The sequence below is a fragment of the Streptomyces sp. NPDC093984 genome (assembly GCF_044764595.1).
Lineage (GTDB): Bacteria > Actinomycetota > Actinomycetes > Streptomycetales > Streptomycetaceae > Streptomyces > Streptomyces cynarae.
The window spans coordinates 366,338-383,727 of the sequence record NZ_JBIWIM010000006.1 but is presented as its reverse complement, the minus strand read 5'-3'; the positions used below and the strand labels follow the sequence as shown (position 1 = coordinate 383,727).

General features: G+C 75.1%; 15 protein-coding genes. 5 read left to right on the top strand and 10 right to left on the bottom strand.

The window, feature by feature from the left end; translation table 11 throughout:
* Positions 1 to 28: 28 nt before the first annotated feature.
* Genes ACIRC0_RS23665 through ACIRC0_RS23655 form a run of 3 tightly spaced genes read left to right on the top strand, consistent with a single transcriptional unit; the run spans position 29 to position 3,857 of the window.
* Positions 29 to 691 carry an isochorismatase family protein gene (locus ACIRC0_RS23665; protein ID WP_403618759.1) on the top strand — a complete coding sequence of 221 codons (663 nt, stop codon included), beginning with the start codon at positions 29 to 31 and terminating at the stop codon, positions 689 to 691.
* Positions 688 to 2,655: an anthranilate synthase family protein gene (locus tag ACIRC0_RS23660; RefSeq protein WP_403618756.1), complete on the top strand. Its 1,968-nt coding sequence runs from the start codon at positions 688 to 690 to the stop codon at positions 2,653 to 2,655. The genes ACIRC0_RS23665 and ACIRC0_RS23660 overlap by 4 nt, the downstream gene beginning before the upstream one ends.
* Complete coding sequence (locus ACIRC0_RS23655) at positions 2,652 to 3,857, top strand: 3-deoxy-7-phosphoheptulonate synthase (protein WP_403618753.1); 1,206 nt, start codon at positions 2,652 to 2,654, stop codon at positions 3,855 to 3,857. Before ACIRC0_RS23660 ends, ACIRC0_RS23655 begins: the two co-directional genes overlap by 4 nt.
* 71 nt (positions 3,858 to 3,928) lie before the next feature.
* Here ACIRC0_RS23655 and ACIRC0_RS23650 read toward each other — a convergent pair whose 3' ends face one another.
* The 6 genes from ACIRC0_RS23650 to ACIRC0_RS23625 all read right to left on the bottom strand — a co-directional run bounded on the left by ACIRC0_RS23650 (position 3,929) and on the right by ACIRC0_RS23625 (position 9,252).
* Positions 3,929 to 6,445 (bottom strand): LuxR C-terminal-related transcriptional regulator, encoded by a 2,517-nt coding sequence (locus ACIRC0_RS23650; protein ID WP_403618750.1) that lies wholly within the window; start codon positions 6,443 to 6,445, stop codon positions 3,929 to 3,931.
* A gap of 85 nt (positions 6,446 to 6,530) precedes the next feature.
* The gene (locus ACIRC0_RS23645) at positions 6,531 to 7,373 is read right to left on the bottom strand and encodes a PhzF family phenazine biosynthesis isomerase (RefSeq protein WP_308437742.1); all 843 of its coding nucleotides are present in this window, start codon (positions 7,371 to 7,373) and stop codon (positions 6,531 to 6,533) included.
* 95 nt (positions 7,374 to 7,468) lie between these two features.
* Positions 7,469 to 8,065, bottom strand: a complete 597-nt coding sequence (phzG, locus tag ACIRC0_RS23640) for a phenazine biosynthesis FMN-dependent oxidase PhzG (RefSeq protein WP_403618746.1) — start codon at positions 8,063 to 8,065, stop codon at positions 7,469 to 7,471.
* Positions 8,066 to 8,082: 17 nt separating this feature from the next.
* Positions 8,083 to 8,424 carry a hypothetical protein gene (locus ACIRC0_RS23635; RefSeq protein WP_403618744.1) on the bottom strand — a complete coding sequence of 114 codons (342 nt, stop codon included), beginning with the start codon at positions 8,422 to 8,424 and terminating at the stop codon, positions 8,083 to 8,085.
* A 44-nt stretch (positions 8,425 to 8,468) separates the two neighbouring features.
* Positions 8,469 to 8,639: a hypothetical protein gene (locus tag ACIRC0_RS23630; protein ID WP_403618741.1), complete on the bottom strand. Its 171-nt coding sequence runs from the start codon at positions 8,637 to 8,639 to the stop codon at positions 8,469 to 8,471.
* 106 nt (positions 8,640 to 8,745) lie between these two features.
* Positions 8,746 to 9,252, bottom strand: coding sequence for a PhzA/PhzB family protein (locus ACIRC0_RS23625; protein WP_403618739.1), 507 nt, complete (start codon positions 9,250 to 9,252; stop codon positions 8,746 to 8,748).
* Positions 9,253 to 9,470: 218 nt separating this feature from the next.
* Between ACIRC0_RS23625 and ACIRC0_RS23620 the strand changes: the two genes are divergently transcribed.
* The gene (locus tag ACIRC0_RS23620; protein ID WP_403618736.1) at positions 9,471 to 11,687 is read left to right on the top strand and encodes a BTAD domain-containing putative transcriptional regulator; all 2,217 of its coding nucleotides are present in this window, start codon (positions 9,471 to 9,473) and stop codon (positions 11,685 to 11,687) included.
* Positions 11,688 to 11,717: 30 nt separating this feature from the next.
* On the opposite strand, the gene ACIRC0_RS23615 is transcribed toward ACIRC0_RS23620, so the two are convergent.
* From ACIRC0_RS23615 to ACIRC0_RS23600, 4 genes are all read right to left on the bottom strand, one after another.
* On the bottom strand, positions 11,718 to 12,779 hold the full coding sequence (locus tag ACIRC0_RS23615) for a LuxR C-terminal-related transcriptional regulator (RefSeq protein WP_403618733.1): 1,062 nt from the start codon (positions 12,777 to 12,779) through the stop codon (positions 11,718 to 11,720).
* Positions 12,780 to 12,968: 189 nt separating this feature from the next.
* On the bottom strand, positions 12,969 to 14,144 hold the full coding sequence (locus ACIRC0_RS23610) for a ParB/RepB/Spo0J family partition protein (RefSeq protein ID WP_403618730.1): 1,176 nt from the start codon (positions 14,142 to 14,144) through the stop codon (positions 12,969 to 12,971).
* 203 nt (positions 14,145 to 14,347) lie between these two features.
* Positions 14,348 to 15,061: an HAD family hydrolase gene (locus ACIRC0_RS23605; RefSeq protein ID WP_403618727.1), complete on the bottom strand. Its 714-nt coding sequence runs from the start codon at positions 15,059 to 15,061 to the stop codon at positions 14,348 to 14,350.
* 253 nt (positions 15,062 to 15,314) lie between these two features.
* Entirely contained in the window at positions 15,315 to 16,493 is a 1,179-nt protein-coding gene (locus ACIRC0_RS23600) for an oxidoreductase (protein WP_403618725.1), read from the bottom strand.
* 130 nt (positions 16,494 to 16,623) lie between these two features.
* On the opposite strand from ACIRC0_RS23600, the gene ACIRC0_RS23595 reads away from it, so the two are divergent.
* Positions 16,624 to 17,259, top strand: a complete 636-nt coding sequence (locus ACIRC0_RS23595; protein ID WP_403618721.1) for a TetR family transcriptional regulator — start codon at positions 16,624 to 16,626, stop codon at positions 17,257 to 17,259.
* Positions 17,260 to 17,390 lie beyond the last annotated feature (131 nt).

Sequence of the window (17,390 nt, the reverse complement as noted above, 5' to 3'; positions counted from 1 at the left end):
TCCGTTCCCTACCCAGGAGGCCCGGACCATGGCGAACACCATTCCGCCGGTACCGCCCTATTCCCTGCCCACCCGCGCCGACCTGCCCGAGAACACCGTCTCCTGGACGGTGGACCCGCGCCGGGCGCTGCTGCTCGTCCACGACATGCAGCACTACTTCCTCAGGTGCTTCGGCGACCGCTCCCCGGGACCCGAACTCCTCGCCCACGCCACCGCCGTACGGCGCGCGGCGGCGGTCGCCGGGGTGCCGGTGGCGTACACCGCACAGCCCGGCAGCATGACACCCGCCGAGCGCGGCCTGCTCAAGGACTTCTGGGGCGAGGGCATGCGCGCGACCGCGGCTGACCGGGACATCCCCGCGTCCCTGGCGCCGGACCCCGGCGACACCGTCTTCACCAAGTGGCGCCCCAGCGCCTTCTTCCGCACCGGGCTGCTGGACCTGCTCCGCGACAGCGGACGCGACCAGCTGATCCTGTGCGGCGTGTACGCACACGTGGGCCTGCTGCAGACCGCCTGCGAGGCCATGGCGCACGACATCCAGCCGTTCTTCGTGGCGGACGCCGTCGCCGACTTCAGCGAGCGGGACCACCGCATGGCCGTGGAGTACGCGGCCAAGCGCTGCGCCATGGTCGTGACCACGGCCGACGTGTGCGACGCCCTGGCCCTTCAGACCACCGGAGCCCTGCGATGACGTACCCGGACCTGCTGGACGCGCTGACCGGTCCGACCCCGCCCGCGGCGTTCGCGCTGCTGCACCGCCCCGAGACGGCCGCCGAGCGGATCGACCTGCTCACCGGCACCCTGCACGAGGCGGACACCCTCGCCGAGGTGCCGCTGCCCGCCCCGGGCGGGCGCGCGCGCCACGAGGCGCTGGTGCTGCTGCCCTACCGGCAGATCGCCGAGCGCGGCTTCGAGGCGCCCGACGACGGGGCGCCGCTGACGGCGATGAGCATCGAGCGGCAGGCCTCGGCACCGGTCGGCGAGGTGCTCGACCGGCTCCCCGACGTGCCGCTGAGCGCCCGCGACCTGGGCTTCGACCTGGACGACGACGCCTACGCCGACGCCGTGCGCCGCGTCGTCGACGAGGAGATCGGCACCGGCGCCGGCGCCAACTTCGTCCTCAAGCGCACCTTCGTGACGCAGTTCGACCACTGGTCGCCGCAGGCCGCCCTCGCACTCTTCAAGCGGCTGCTGCGGCACTCGGCGGGCGCCTACTGGACCTTCCTGATCCACACCGGGGAACGCACCCTGCTCGGCGCGAGCCCCGAGCGGCACATCACCCTCGACGCGGGCACCGCCGTGATGAATCCGATCAGCGGCACCTACCGCTACCCGGAGTCCGGCCCGTCCGCCGACGGCCTCCTTCAGTTCCTGGCCGACCGCAAGGAGGCCAACGAGCTGTACATGGTGGTCGACGAGGAACTGAAGATGATGAGCCGGATCTGCGAGGGCGGCGGCCGCGTGGTGGGCCCCCGGCTGCGCGCCATGGACCGGCTCGCGCACACCGAGTACTTCGTCGAGGGGCGCTCCCGGCTCGACGTGCGCACCGTCCTGCACGAGACGCTGTTCGCGCCGACCGTCACCGGCAGCCCCCTGGAAAGCGCCTGCCGGGTGATCTCCAAGTACGAGCCGGGCGGCCGGGGTTACTACGCGGGCGTGGCCGCGCTGATCGGCCGGGACGCCGCTGGTGAGCGCGCCCTGGACACGGCGATCCTGATCCGCACCGCCGACGTGGACGCCGCGGGCACGCTGCGGCTGAGCGTCGGGGCGACCCTGGTGCGGGACTCCGACCCGTACGCGGAGGCCGCCGAGACGCGGGCCAAGGCGGCGGGCCTGCTGGCCGTGGTGCACGGCGACCCGGGCGCCACCGCGGCGGAGCCGGGCGAGGTGTCTCCGGCCGCGGCGGCCGCCCGCCGGCTGAGCCTGCTGCCCGCGGTCGCCCTCGCCCTCTCCGCCCGCAACGAACCGCTGGCTCCGTTCTGGCGCGCCGACCCGCGGCGGCGGCGGACGGCCGGCTCGCCGCTGGCCGGGCTGCGGGCCCTGTTCGTGGACGCCGAGGACACGTTCACGGCGATGGGCGCCGACCTGATGCGGGCCCTGGGGCTCGAGGTCGTGGTGCGCCGGTTCGACGAGGCGTACGACCTCGACGGCAACGACCTGGTCGTGGTGGGGCCGGGACCGGGCGACCCCCGGGACACCGCCCATCCGAAGATCGCCCACATGCGGGCGCTCACCGGGGAGTTGCTGCGCCGGGGCACGCCGTTTCTGTCGGTGTGCCTGGGCCATCAGATCCTCAGCTCGGTCCTCGGCCTGGAACTGGTCCGCAAGGACGTGCCGAACCAGGGCGTACAGCGCACCATCGACCTGTTCGGGCACCGCGAGGACGTCTACTTCTACAACACGTTCACCGCGGTGAGCGCGGCGGACGCGTTCCCCGGCCCGGCCGCCCGCCCCGGGCCCGTGGAGGTCGCCCGGGACCCGGCCACCGGCGAGGTCCACGGGTTGCGCGGCGCGGGCTTCGCGTCCGTGCAGTTCCACCCCGAGTCCGTCATGTCGCGGGCCGGCGTGCACACCTTCGAACGCCTGGTCAGCGGCCTGTTCCCGGCCCGTCTCCGTACGCCCCTCCCCTACTCGGAACGCGAGGAAGTCGCATGAGCGCCCTTCTGCCCCCGTCGTCCCTTGCCGTGCCCGAGGCCCTCCAGCAGCCGGTGTGGCCCGACCCCGAGGCCCTGCGGACCGTCCGGGAGCGGCTGCTGACCGCGCTGCCGCTGGTGCTGCCGACCGAGTGCGACGTCCTGCGCCGGCGGCTCGCCGCCGTCGCGGCCGGCAAGGGATTCCTGCTGCAGGGCGGCGACTGCGCGGAGACCTTCCGCGACCTGTCGCTCGGCACGGTCTCGCGCAAGATGGACACCCTGTTCGGTACGGCCGACGAGCTGAGCGAGGCGATGTTCCTCCCGGTCGTCGTCGTGGCGCGCCTCGCCGGCCAGTACGCCAAACCCCGCTCCCAGCCGGTGGAGACCCGGGACGGGGTGACCCTGCCGTCCTACCGGGGCGACGCCGTGAACGGCCCGGAGTTCACCGCCGAGGCCCGCACCCCGGACCCGCACCGGATGCTGCAGGTGTACGCGGCGGCCGGGGCGACGCTGAACGCCGTGCGCTCGCTGCTCACCGAACGGCGCACGGCCGTCGGGCAGCGGGAGATGTTCGTCTCGCACGAGGCGCTCCTGCTCGACTACGAGCGCCCGCTGACCCGGCCGGACGCCCGCACCGGCGACTCCTACGCGGGCTCCGGGCACCTGCTGTGGGTCGGCGAGCGGACCCGGCAGACGGACGGGGCGCACATCGACTACCTGTCCCGGATCCGCAACCCGGTCGCGGTGAAGGTCGGCCCGACGGCCACGCCCGCCGAGGTGCTGGCCCTGGTCGAGCGGCTCGACCCGGACCGGGAGCCGGGCCGGCTCACGCTCGTCGCTCGAATGGGCGCCGACCGGGTGCGGGACGCGCTGCCGCCTCTGGTGGAGAACGTCGCCGCGGCGGGCGGACGGGTGGTGTGGATATGCGACCCGATGCACGGCAACACCTACAACGCGCCGTCGGGGCACAAGACCCGGCACTTCGACGCGGTCCTCGACGAGGTCACCGGCTTCTTCGAGGTGCACCGGTCGCTGGGCACGCACCCGGGCGGCCTGCACCTGGAGATGACCGGCGAGGAGGTCACGGAGTGCGTCGGCGCCGGCGTCTCCCCGGCCGACCTGCCGCTCCGCTACGAGACGGCCTGCGACCCGCGGCTCAACCGCAGCCAGACGCTGGAACTGGCCCGGCTGGTCGGCGAGTTGGCGACCCCGGTGGCCGGGTGAGGCAACAGGCCCCAAGGGCCCCGGCCGGACGGCCGGGGCCCTTCATGGAGAGGACGGACGAGAGGGAGGGCTCACAGATGGTGGGCGAGCTCCGTGCGGGCGGTGACGCCGAGCTTCCCGTACACCCGGTGCAGGTGGTTCTCCACCGTGCGCACGGAGACGACGAGCCGGTCGGCTATCTCCTGGTTGGACAGCCGGGAGGCGGCCAGCGAGGCGACCTCGCGCTCCCGGGCGGTCAGCCGGGCCGTGCCCTGGGCGGGTTCCGTCCAGGACGCCGATGCGGGCGCCCAGGGCGGGAGTTCACCGTCGTAGGCGGCGAGGAGCTCCGCGCACCGCACGCGTGCGGCGCGGCCCCGGCGACGGCGGCCGGCCGCCTGGTGCGCGCGGGCGGCCTGTGCGGACGCCTCGGCGGCGAGCGGCGGCGCTCCGAACGAGGCGAACCGGTCGGCGACCGTGTCCAGCGCGTCGCCGTCGCGCCGGGCCAGGGCCCGGACGTGGGTGGCGAGCAGCGCCGGGTACCCGCCGTCGTCCTCGCGGACCAGCCGGGCGAGGTCCGTGGCGGATGCCGCCGCGTCACCGACCCGTCCCGCCAGGTGCAGGGCCGTGACCGCCTGCTGCAGGCGCCCGGCCGCGGCCGCTCGGGAGGCGACCTCGCGGGCGCGGCGCGCGGCGCCCGCGAGGTCGCCGGTGTACGCGAGGACGAGGGCGTGCTCCAGGGCGGCGCCGTCCACGGCGAGCGGGTAGGACACGGACCGCCGCTCGACCGCGCGGGCCTCGACGACGGTCCGTACGGCCTCGGTGTGCTCACCGGCCTCGGCGAGCGCACCGGCCAGCTGGGAGAGCGTCCAGGCGGGGGTGGTGAACCAGTCGGCGCGGTCGTCGCGGGCGCAGGCTCGCCGCAGCAGCGCGACGGCCTCGTCGTAGCGCCCGGCGCTGCGGTAGGTGCGGGCCCGCACCACCGCGCCGCGGATCTCGCCGCGGCTGCCCGCGCTGTCGTGGCGGATCCCGTCGAGTGCGGCGGCCAGCTCGGCGGTCCGGCCGGCGTGGAACGCGGCGCGGCTGGTCAGCAGCCGGGCCGCCAGCCGGTGTTCGGCGTCCCACCCGTCCATCCGGTCGCGCACCTGCCGCAGCAGCGCGAGCGCGCCGGCGGCGTCGCCGCGTTCGATCCGTGCCAGCGCCACGGGCGGCACGACCAGGGCGGCGGCGTCCGGGTCCGGGAGCCCGGTGCCGGCCGCGCCGCCGGTGTCGTCCCGCAGCAACTGCAGGACCGCGCGGGCGCCGAGCAGCGCGGGGTCGTCGGGGCGCCTCGCGGCGGCCGTCTCCACGAGCGCGGCGGCCTCGGGGACCCGGTGCAGGCCCCAGGCCAGGTTGAGCGCCCGCGCCGCCTCGTCCCCGGTTCCCCGGGCGAACTCCTCCTCCGCCTCCTGGTGCCGCCCCTGCCCGGCGAGCGCCCGCGCCAGCAGGGCACCGGGACCACCCCCGCCGTGGTCCCGGTCGCCCTGCGCCGCGAGTCCCAGGCGGCCGAGGCGCTCCGCGAGGGCGAAGTCCCGGCGGCGCAGGGCCGCGTCGGCCGCCGCGAGCAGCCGGTGCGGCGGGAGCTCGTCGCCCGCGGCGAGCCGCAGCGCGACCGTGCGCGGACCGTCGTCGGTGCGGCGGGCGCCGGTCGCCTCGATGGCCTCGGCCAGCCGCAGCCGCAGCCGCCGGGCGGTCAGATCGGGCAGCCCGGCGGTGAGCACGGGCGCGTACAGCGGATGGGCGAGGCGCAGCCGTAGCCGTTTGCCGTCGCGTTCGGTGACCACGATGCCGCGCCGGTTGAGGGACTCGGCGGCGTGGATGAGCTCCTCGACCGGTGCCAGACCGGCCTCCAGCGGTCCGGCGAGGGCGATCATCGCGGCGAGTTCCGCCTCCTCGTCGGCGAGCGGACCGAGCCGCAGCCGCACCATCTCGGCGAGCCGGTCGGAGGGCTCGCCGGCGAAGCCGTGCCACTGCCAGGTGTCGCCGTCGAGCCGCAGGCCGCCCTCGGCGAGCGCGGATTCGACGATCTCGCACAGGAACTGGGCGTTGCCCAGGGTCAGCGACCACAGCCCGTCCAGGCCCGGCCGGGCGATCCGGCCGCCGAGCCGGGCCCGCAGCAGGGCGTCGGCCGCGGCCGGGTCGAACGGCTCGACGGGGATCCGCTCGACCCGGCCCTCGACCCACAGCCGGGAGACGCCGTCCGGCAGCGGCATGCCGGACGGGGCCGCCCCGAGCAGGGCGGCCCGGCCGGCGCGGACCAGCGTGTACAGCCGCTCCGCCGCGCGCGGTACCAGCAGGTGCACGTCGTCGGCCCCGACGACGGTCCGACCCCCGCCGTCCGCCTCGCCGAAGTGCCGGTCCAGGTCGGTGGCGCGCGGGTCGTGCAGCCACACGGTGGTGTGCCCGGCGTGCCGTGCCGCCTGCATGGCGGCGGCGAGCAGCCGGCTCTTTCCGGTGCCGGGCTCTCCGACGAGGAGGGCGCCGCCGCGCTCCACCGCGGCGGCGACGTCCGCCAGTTCGGTCTCCCTGGCCGTGAGGGGCCATGCGGCGCCGGCGTACGGCGTGATCGGCATGGTGCGGTCACTCCTTGTCCGCTGGGTGCTCCGGTGCGGGCGCCGGCCGGGTGCCGGGCGCCCGTGGCGTCGTTCACGCCGGGTGTCAGGCCATGAGTCCGGCGCGGGCGACGATGACCGCGGAGCCGCCCACCTCGATCGACTCCACGTGGTCGGCCCGGCCGGACGCCGTGGCGAGCATGGTGGACAGGCGCCCCATCTCGACGCCCTGCTGGATCTCGATCTGCCGGCCGAACTCGACCAGGCCGTGCCGGGCCAGGTGCAGGGCCAGCGGGCCGGCCGCGGAGCCGGTCGCCGCGTCCTCGACGACGCCGTAGGCGGGCGAGAACATGCGGTTGCGCCACTGCGTGCCGGATCCGGCGAAACAGTTGGCGGCCATGTCCGGGAACTTGGCGAGCGCCTTGTGGTCGGGTTCGAGGGCGGAGAGCGCCTCGATGCTCTCGAGGCCCACGTAGACGTGCCGGGGGCCGTTGCGGTACGCGGTCACCGGCAGGGTGGAGGAGTCGAGGCCGAGGGCGGCGAGCAGTTCGTCGGCGTGCTCGTACACCTCCCAGGTCGGGATGGGCTGCCGCATCCGTGCCGAGACGATCCTCCCGTCGTCGCCGCGGTCGAAGACGAAGGGGATCACGCCCATCGCCGTCTCGAGCCGGAGGCGGTTGGCCCGGACCGACTCACCGAGCACGATGGCCGTGCCCAGCAGCGGATGACCCGCGAAGGGCAGCTCGTTGACCGGGGTGAAGATACGGATGCGCGCGTCGCCGCCCTCCTGGGGCGGCAGCACGAAGGTGGTCTCCGACAGGTTCATCTCCCGGGCGATGCGCTGCATCCGCGGGCCGGGTATGTCGGCCGCGTCCAGAAAAACGGCCACCGGGTTGCCCTCGAGACGCGTACTCGTAAAGGCGTCAGCCACCATGTAGGCGTGCATCATCCGTCCAATCGCGCGGGCGCCGGAGCCATGTCCGTCACCTTTCTGTCGTAGGGAGGGGGACGGCCCCGCACCCCGAGGTGCGGGGCCGGGGCGCGTCACGGCTGCAGGCGGCTCGTCGTCCAGCCCCGGTCGGTCCGCTGGTAGACCAGCCGGTGGTGCAGCCGGTCGGTGCGGGCCTGCCAGAACTCCACCGCGTCGGGGGTCAGCAGGTACCCGGCGAAGGACTCCGGCCGGGGCAGGGCGCCGAGCCCGGTGAGCCGGGCGGCCTCGGCGCGCAGCCGCTCCTCGTCGTCGAGGGGTTCGCTCTGCCGGGAGACCGTGGACATGGCGTGCGTGCCCACCGGGCGCACCGCCCACAGGTGGTCCGCCTCGGCGTCCGGCAGCCGCTCGACGGGGCCTTCGAGGACGATCTGGCGGCCGTTCTCGCGCCAGTACAGCACCGCGGACGCCCATGGCCGCCGGGCGAGTTCGCGGCCCTTGCGGCTGCCCGCGTGGGTGGTGAACACCAGGCCGCGGTCGGTGATCGTGTTGATCTGGACGGTACGGCTGGAGGGGCGGCCGCCCTCGTCCGCGGTGGCCAGCGCCATGGCTCCCGGCTCCCGCACCCCTTCTTCGGCGGCCGTGCCGAACCAGGTTCTGAGCAGCCCGATGGGGTCGTCGGGGAAGGGCGGGTCCACGGGCGTCTCGGTCACGTGCGCCTCCGTCGTGCTCATACCTGCAGCGCGCGGCCGAGGCCCGCGAGGCTGGAGATGCCGGCCAGCTCGTGGATGCCTTCCGCGACGGCCTCGATGTCGAACACCGCGCGCTGCGTGGGCGGGTAGCCGATGAGTTCCGCGGCGCTGCGCGGGTGCGGGGGCGCGGACGCGTCGGCCGATTCCCAGATGAAGACGGCGCCCCAGCGGTTGTGCTCCTGGTCGGCGATCCAGAATTTGTAGATCAGCCCGGGCTGGCGGTTCCATGCGTCGACGGCCTCGTCGCGCAGGAAGTTCCGCAGGGTTTCGATGGTCTGGTCGGATTCGCTCAGATCCCACCAGGCGACCATGGCCCTCATGACATGTGAACCTTTCTCGGGTGAGGCGGCGTGGGCCGCCGCCGTCAGTCGATGCCGCGCAGGATGTGCGTCTCGTGCGGCACGTCCTCGCAGCCGGCGAGCCTGATCGGCGCGCAGCGCGCCCAGACGTCCAGGCTCCGCGGCAGGCCGTACCGAGTGGTGCGCCGCGTGCGGCCAAGGGCCCGGCGGCGTGCAGCCTTTTCCTTCGGGGACACCACGACTCCTCGTCGCCGGGAACTCTTCGACGCGAACTCTTCGACGTTGGACTCTTCGACGCGGGCTGTCCGGCACGGACCTTCCGGCACGGGCCGTCCAGGGGGACTAGGTGGGAATTCCCTCCCGCCTGATCTGCGGGACGTCGATGCCGAGTGCGCGGAGCTGGTTGAACGGGTTCATGAATTCCCGGGCCTGCTTGATCTTTCCGTTCTCCAGCAGGAACGAGTGAATGAAGTGGTTCTCGTAGTAGCCCTCGGGATAGCCGGGGAACAGAATCTTCCCCTTGCCGTCGCACTCGACCCAGAAGCGGTTCGGGTCCTGCGTCTCGTAGATCTCGATGTTGTACCAGACCCAGTCGGGGAAGCACCGCAGTGACCAGACGGCGTGCTCGCCCAGGCGGTCGCGGCCGTGGATGGCGATGGGGCCCGGGGTGTCGGCCGTCCACAGACCGCCCACCCCGTCCTCCGTGAACAGGTGATGCCGCGTCAGGCGGTCCTGGCCCAGCGTGTGCATGTACGTCTCCACGGCGGCGCGGTTGGCGCGCCGCAGTTCGGCCTCGTCGGCGAAGACCGCGGTGTCGGCGGTGCCGTTCAGCTGTGCGGTGTCGGACACGGTGTCCTCCGGCGTCGTACGGACGGATGGGTGCTGCCGCCCGCCACCGTGGGACGGGTGTCTATAGCCGGGGAGCGCGCCGCCATATTTCGTCTATACGCGCGTGGCAACGTCCTGCCCACGCAGCTTCCTGACGCCCGGCCCTGCTGAATCCGGGCCGACCGTTCGCGCAGAATGCCGGAACGGAGACGACTCCGCCACGGGGCAAGGAGAGGGCAATGGAATTCCGGCTGCTGGGAAATGTCGAGGTGCTGGGCGAACGCGGCGCGGTCCCACTGCCGGGCGCGAAGGTGCGCACGGCGCTCGCGGCCCTGGTCCTCGCCCGCGGCTGGCCCGTGCCGGACTCCGCGCTGACCTCGGCGCTGTGGGGCTGGCACCCGCCGGACACCCGGACCGCGCAGCTGTACACCTACATGTCGCGGCTGCGGCGGCTGCTGGGTCCGTCGGTGCGGCTGGAGCGGCAGCAGTCCGGCTATCTGCTGCACGCCCAGGACGCCGCCGTCGACGTACTGGAATTCGAGCAGTTGGCGGCCGAGGGGGCGCGGGCGCTGCGCCAGCGGCAGTTCGAGCGGGCGAGCCGGCGGCTGGGGCAGGCGCTGCGGCTGTGGCGGGGGACGGCGCTCGCCGATGTGACGGAGCATCTGGCGGACGCGGAGCGCCCCCGGCTCGAGGAGGCCCGGGCGCTGGCCCTGGAGGACCGTCTGGAGGCGGATCTGTCGCTGGGCAGGCACCGGGAGCTGATCGCGGAGCTGACGGGCCTGGTGCACGCGTTCCCGCTGCGCGAACGGCTGCGCGCCCAGCTGATGACCGCGCTGTACCGCTGCGACCGGCAGAGCGACGCGCTCGCGGTGTACCACCACGGACGGCAGCTGCTCGCCGACGAGCTCGGTGTGGATCCGGGGCCGACGCTCAGCGCCGCGTACCAGACCGTCCTGAACAACGCCCCGGTCCTGGCGGTGCCGCCGGCCGGGCGCACCGCCCCGGTGCCGGCCGCGACGGCGAACGCGCCGGCGGACGCGCCGGCGATGCTGCCGCCCCCTGCGGACGACTTCACCGGTCGGCAGCGGGAACTGGCCGAGCTGGCCCGCCTGTTGCCGCCGTGGGACGAGGGCGAGGGGACGCCGCAGCGTCCACGGCGCTTCCTGCTGACCGGCATGGCGGGCGTCGGCAAGTCGACGCTGGCCGTGCAGGCGGCGCACACGGTCGCGGCCTCCTTCCCCGAGGGACAGCTGTACGCCGACCTGCGCGCGCCGGACGGCGCGCCGCGGGACCCGCGCACGGTGCTGTCCGAGCTGCTGCGGGCGCTCGGCGACGGCGCCGAGGACCTGGCGGGCGCCGCCCTGCCCGCGTATGTGCAGCGGTACCGCGCCCGTACGGCGGGCAAGGCGCTGCTGGTGGTCCTCGACAACCTGGTGGCGGAGCGGCAGTTGGAGCCGCTGCTGCCGGGCGGGACCGGATCCGCGGTGGTGGTCACCGCCCGGACGCATCCGGCGGCGGTCTCCGGCATACGCACGGTGGTCCTCGAACCGCTGCGCCCCGGCGAGTCGTTGACGCTCCTGGGGGCGATGGCCGGGGCGTCGCGACTGGCCCGCGAGCCGGAGGCGGCACGGGACCTGGTGGCGTTCTGCGAAGGGCTGCCGCTGGCGCTGCGTGCGGTGGGCGCCCGCCTGGCCGCCCGGCCGCGGCTCCCCCTGTCCTGGCTGGCCGACCGTCTGGCGGAACCCGACGTGAGACTCGGGGAGTTGCGGTACGGCGAGCTGTCCGTGGCCGCGAGCCTGGCCCACTCGCTGCACGGTCTCGACGACACCGCCGTCGCGGTGCTGCGGAGCCTCCCCGCTCTGGGCGGGCGTCCGTTCACCGCGGCGGAGGCCGCCGGGCGGGCCGGGAGCGCGGACCCCGTGTCGTTCGAGCAGGCCCTGGATCGGCTCGCCGACGCCCGCCTGCTGGACCTGTCGGCGATCGACGACCGGGGACAGCCGCTGTACCGCTGCCCCGGTCTGGTGCGGCTGTTCGCCCGCTCCCTCGAGGCACCGGCGACCGGCCAGACCCAGACCGGGACCGGGACCGGGGCACTGGGTCAGGCCCAGGCCCCGGCCCTGGCAGGGGCACCCCGTCAGGCACAGGCCCCGGCAGGGGCAGGCGCACCCGGTCAGGCCCTGGCAGGGGCAGGGGCACCCCGTCAGACCCAGGCTCTGGCCGAGGCACCCCGTCAGGCACAGGCCCCGGCCCTGGCCGAGGCACCCCGTCAGGCACAGATCCCGGCCCTGGCAGGGGGACCCGGTCATACCCAGACCCCGAACCTGACAGGCGCACCCCGTCAGATGCAGACCCCGAACCTGACAGGCGCACCCCGTCAGATGCAGACCCCGAACCTGACAGGCGCACCCCGTCAGGTGCAGACCCCGGCAGGGGCAGGCGCACCCGGCGCGGCCTGAGGGCGGGCCTGCGGGCGGTCCGTCCTCTCCTCACGTCCCGCCACGGTCGCTCCTCCCCCGCCGTCCGGGGGCCGCCCGCCCGGGCGACGGCGGCTGCGGGACGGGGGTGAGCCAGCCGCGGGCGGCGGCGAGGACACCCGCCTGGAAGCGGCTGCGGGCTTGCAGGCGTTCGAGGAGGTGCGCGGTGACACGGCGGCCGGTGCGCACCGATATCCCCAGCTTGCGGGCGACGACCTCGTCGGTGTGCCCGGCCGCGAGCAGTTCGAGGACCGCGCGCTCCTGGCCGGTGGGGCGTTCGTCGTCGGCCGGCTCCGGCTCGGGGTCGAGCGGCTCGGAGCGCTGCCACTGCAGCTCGAAGAGGGCGTTCAGGGCGGTGACGGCGGGGCCGCCGTCCAGGACCAGGATGCCCTCGTCCAGCTGGTCCGGATCGCGCAACAGCACGGCGGTGCGGCCGTCGAACAACGCCATGCGCAGCGGGAGTTCGGGCACCACGCGCACCTCGGCCCCGCTGCCCCGCAACCAGCGGGCGTGGGCGAGGGCGTCCCGGTCGCCGGCGAGGCCCGTCACGCAGAGGTAGCGGGCGCGCAGGCGGCGGCCGACCACTCCCTGCTCCAGCACGCGGGAGGCCTCCGGCGAGCTCTCCAGCCGCGGGCCGCGCGGCGCGAACAGCGCGAACTCGCGCTCGCAGCCGTACGCGTACCGCTCCAGCCGGGAGCGGACCGCGTCCTCGCCGGTGAACTGCCTCACCCCGCTGGGCCCGGTGCCCGGGGCCTCGTCCATGAGCTCGATCAGCATGCGGCTGATTTCGAACCGGGCCTCCGCGACGGCCTTCTGCCGCTCCAGCAGCCGCTGTTCCTGGCGGGCCAGCAGGCGCTGCAGGCTCAGCTCGGGGTCGACCAGCCGCATGCGTCCGGGCCGCTCCTCGGAGGGCCGCAGCAGCGCCAGGCGGATCAGCTCGTCCCACGCGTCCTCGATGCGGTCGGGCGCCCAGCCCAGGATCCCGGCCAGTTCCTGCCGTCCCAGCTGCGGAGTCCTGAGCATGACGCCGTACACGGCTGCGGCGTCCGGGCCCAGTCCGAGTTCGTCAAGCATCGTCGGTTCCTCGTCGGGGGGTGCGTCGGGTCGGAGGATTCGCGGAGGGGACGGAACGCGCGAGGGGCGCGGTCCGGGGGTGTGCGACCGCGGGGGTGCGGCAGTTGCACGTGCGGTGCGCCGACGGGCGCTCCGGCGGGTGGGCGGACCGCGCCTCCCGGTGTCCGTCGGGGACGCTTCGGCCGGGCGTCATCCGGCCCGGCCGTCCAGGCTGCGGGCCAGGTCGAGCCAGGCCTCGGCGCACTGCCGGGCCAGGCCGGCGGCGATGCCGGTGCAGTGCGGCGGGACGCTGTCGGCGAGCTGGCGGCGGCGCTCGGCGGGGACGGCGTGGGTGGCCATCAGCCGCAGCAGGTAGCGGCCGTTCTCGGTGAGCCGTACCGACGGGTCCCGGCTGAGGACCCGCAGCAGCTCGTCCCGCTCCTCGGCGGCCGGGCGTCCGGCCGCGCCGCGTCCGCCGCGGGTCCGCGCCGGGCGGCCCGCGCGGTCCGTGTCCCCGTCGACTCCCTCGGCCCCGTTGACCGTCCGGTCCTGCCCGGCCGTCTTGGCGGCCCGCCGCTCCCGCTGCCCGGGGGGCACGGGGTCCTCGCCCCGCAGCACCCGTTGGCGTACGTCCCTGACCGTGCCCGGCGAGATGCCGACCGCGGCGGCGACCGCACGCAGGGACGCCTCGGGGTGCGCCGCGATGAACGCGCCGGCCTGGCGGCGGGCCTCGGCGGTGCTCAGCGGGCGGACCCGCCCGTCGCGGCCCACGCGGACCGCGGCCTGCGGCTCGGGGCCCTCCATGCGCTGGCGGATCGCGCACACGGTGCGGGCGGACAGGCCGACCACCGAGGCGATGGCCCGGTCGGACCACTGGGGATGGGTGCGCAGGATGCGGTGGGCTGCCGCGGTCCGGTCGGCCGTGGACAGCGGCAGGCCGTGTTTGACGTTCAACTCGACGGCGAGCACGAAGGCGTCGTGCTCGGACCCGTCGAAGAAGCGCACCGGCAGCCGTTCCTCGCCGCGCAGGCGCGCCGCGCGCAGCCGGTGCATGCCGTCGACGACCCGCATCGTCGCACGGTGCACGATGACGGGCGGCAGGGTCGCCCCGGACCCGGCGAGCGTCCGCGCGTGCGCCGCGTCCTCCCCGCCCAGCCGCGGGGACGCGGCGGGGAGCAGCGACTCGATCGGGACGAGCTCCACGGGGGAGAGTCGGTTGTGGTGCGCGGCCTCGGGATCGGCCGTGTCCAGGAACAGGGCCGCGGAGTCCGCGAGGGTGAGCGGTAGCCCGCCGCCCGAGGATCCGATGGTCATGGCGCTGACCTGGACGGTGGTCCCGGTCTCCCGGATCGGTGCGCCTGTGTCGGTGGAGTCGGTGCTGCTCACGTGGCTGTCCCCCCGGTTCGGTCGGTCGTGCGGGGTCGCATCCAAGGAGGCGTACGGCGCCGGACGGGAGGTGCGGTCCCGGCCGGTGACAGACGTGTGGCGTTCCGCATGGTGCGTGTCCCCCTTCGGGGCGGCGGGGCCGCTCGGGGTTCGGGCCGTCCGCCAAGTCCCCGCATCCAGCATAATACCTTCGCGAAGGAATTTTATTGGAGCCGAGTGGCGCCCGGTAGGCGCGCGGCGAGTTCCGGGTCGTTCCCGACGATGACCGGGTGGCCGACCTCGGTGAGCATCGCCAGGTCGGAGACGTGGTCGCCGTAGGCGAAGCAGTCCCGCGGGTCGGCCCCGGGGTACCGGTCCAGCAGCAGCCGGACCAGTCGCCGCTTGCCCTCCCCGATCACCGGCCCGTCCTGAAGTTCGCCGGTCAGCACCCCGCCGCGCTCCTCCGGGCGGGCGCACAGCAGGTGCCGGGCGCCGACCGCTTCGGCCACGGGGTCGAGGAGCGCCGGGAACGACCCGGAGACGAGCGCGAGGACGGCGCCCCCGGCGCGGTGCGCGTCCAGGGCCGCGCGGGTGCCGGGGAGGAAGAACCCGGCCCGGCGCGACCGTTCGCGATACCAGCGGCGCCCCGCCTCCGCGACGGCGGCGGCGCTCTCACCGGCCCAGGCGCGGTAGTACCGGCGGTTCGCCTCCTCGCGGGACACCCCGGCGCCCGCCGCCGCGGCCAGTTCGGCGGCGAGGCGCCGGGCGTGCCGGACGCCCTGTGCGCCGTACCGCTCGCCCCAGTAGAACCCCAGGAAGTCGATCAGGCTCTTGCAGGCGACGAGCGTCTCGTCCACGTCACTGAACACCACCACCCGCACGGCGACGGCCCCGTCCGGCCGCTCCCGCCCGGGGTGCCCGAGCGGACCGGACGGCACCGGGTAGGTCGCGGGCCCACACGGGGGCGGAGACACCGGTGCGCTGCGGGGCGGCGCAGCGACCGCCGACTCCCTCGTCCCGTACGCGCCGCGGGCGCGGGCCTGCCCGACGGCGGTCCGCGGGGCCGGGCGCCCGCCACGCTCCGGGGCTCGCGTCCCCGTTGCCCGGTCGACCGTCTTCGCGGCAGCTCCACCCGTACGGCTCCCGACCGCCGCCACCGCCGGCGTCCGATCCCCCGTGATCATGCCTTCGTCACCTGCCCTCGGCCGCCAGAGCCGCCGTGCCGACGCGGGCATAGGCCTCCGCCGCGGGGCCGAGCCGCAGGGCGGCGTGCCCGGTGGCGGTGTGCACATCGCGCCAGGCGCGCTGGAAGTCGCCCGCCGCGTCGCTGCCGTGCGAGCCGCCGGTCCGGAACAGGCGGTCCACGGCGGCCACCACGAGTTCGGCTCCTACCGCGGCGTCCCGCTGGCCGTGCGCGACCGCGCCCTCGGCCCGCGGGTCCACGTCCGCCCGGCGCGCCACCTCGCGCAACAGCAGCCCGGCGGCGTCGAGTTCGGCGGAGGAGCGGGCGAACGCCTCCCAGACGGGAACGGCGGCGGAGGCCGCGCCCGTCGCCGCCTTGCCCAGCACCAGCTCGCTCCACAGGCGCAGGGCCCGCCGGGCGGCGCCCAGCGCCACCGCGACCAGCAGGACTCCGCCGACGAGCTGGGCGGGGGCGGCGTAGGGGGCGGGGCGTCCGGGTGTGGCGTCGCCGCTCATCATCGCGGCCATCTCGAAGGAGCGCCGGCGCGGTACGAACACCCCGTCCAGCGCGATCTCGTGACTGCCCGTCCCGCGCAGACCGACGCTGTTCCAGGAGTCGATGACCTCGACCTCGGCCCGGGGCACGGCGAAGACGAGCGCACGCGCGCGCCTGCCCGCGTCGGCATCCGCCGGCCGCTCCGGCGCGGCCACCAGCACCCAGTCGGCATGGTCCACTCCGCTGGCGAATCGCCATCTGCCGCGCACCCGCCAGCCGTCGGCCTCGGGCTCGGGCTCGGCGCTGCCCGTCGGCGGGATGACCGCCGCAGATATGCGCACGTCGGGCGTTCGGCCCCAGAGGTCCCGTTGCCCCTCCTCGGGCAGGAACGCGGCGAAGCGCCCGTGGCCCGCCCACAGCACCCCGCACCATCCGGCGGAGGCGCAGCTCCCGGCGACCTCGACGGTCGCGTCGAACAGCTCGGCGAAGCCGCCCTCGCCGCCGCCCCAGGTCCGGGGCACGAAGTGGCGGGCGAATCCCGCTTCGGTCAGCGCCCGCGCGGTCCGCGCGGAGATGTGCCGTTCCCGCTCGGCGTCGGCCGCGCCGAGCGAGGCGACCGCGGCGGCCGGGGCCGGAGCGAGCAACCCGCACCGCGGAGCGTCCGCCGCGATCAGGTCAGTGAGCTCGGTCATCCCTTGAACTCCTCGGATCAATGCGATTGTTTGAGACGGCCCGGACCATGACGAGGGCGTTCGGGCTACTAAAAATTCCTTCGCGAAGGTATCTTTAGCATGAACCAGCAGCCCTCGGAAGGGAAGAGGGATGACCGGAAAGCAAGCACGGTCACGGCTGACGTACGAACGCGTCCTGGACGCCGCGGCCGAGGAGTTCGCCCGGCAGGGGTACCCGAACACCAATCTGCAGCGGGTCGCGGAGCGCACCGGGCTCACCAAGGGCGCCCTGTACGGCCACTTCCCCTCCAAGGAGAAACTGGCCAGGGCCCTGGTCGAGCAGTTCGACGCGGCCCTGAGCACACCGGTCCATGACGAGGCGGAAGGCGACGACCGCACGGACACCTCCGGCGGCCCGGACGGCACCGCGCTCGGCAAGCTGCGCTCGCTCACCTTCTCGCTCGCCGACCGCCTCGAGAACGACATCCGCACCGCCGCCGCCCTCCGCCTCGTCATGGACCGCGCCCGGCGGACCGGGGAGCCCCCGACGATGCTGTCCCGGCTGCGGGCGCACGCCGTGGAGCTGGCACGGGAGGCCCAGCGGGAGCGGGACGTCGACCCGGAGCTGCCCGCCGAGCGCGTCGCCGACCTGCTGCTCGCCGTGCTGTTCGGCGCACACTGCACGGCCCCCGTCGTGAACTGGACGAAGCTGCCGGACCGGATCCGCGAGATGTGGGACCTCCTGGACCCGGCCCTGCGCGGACACCGGGCGGAACCCGGCTCCTGACCGGGAAGGGACGCCATCGTCCCGGGCCGGCCCGGGGCAGGCGGGCACGGCGGTGGCCGGCGTACGAGCGGAGGGAGAGCCAGAGGTCACCCTCCGCCCGCACCACCGCCCGGAACGTCACCCCACCTCCG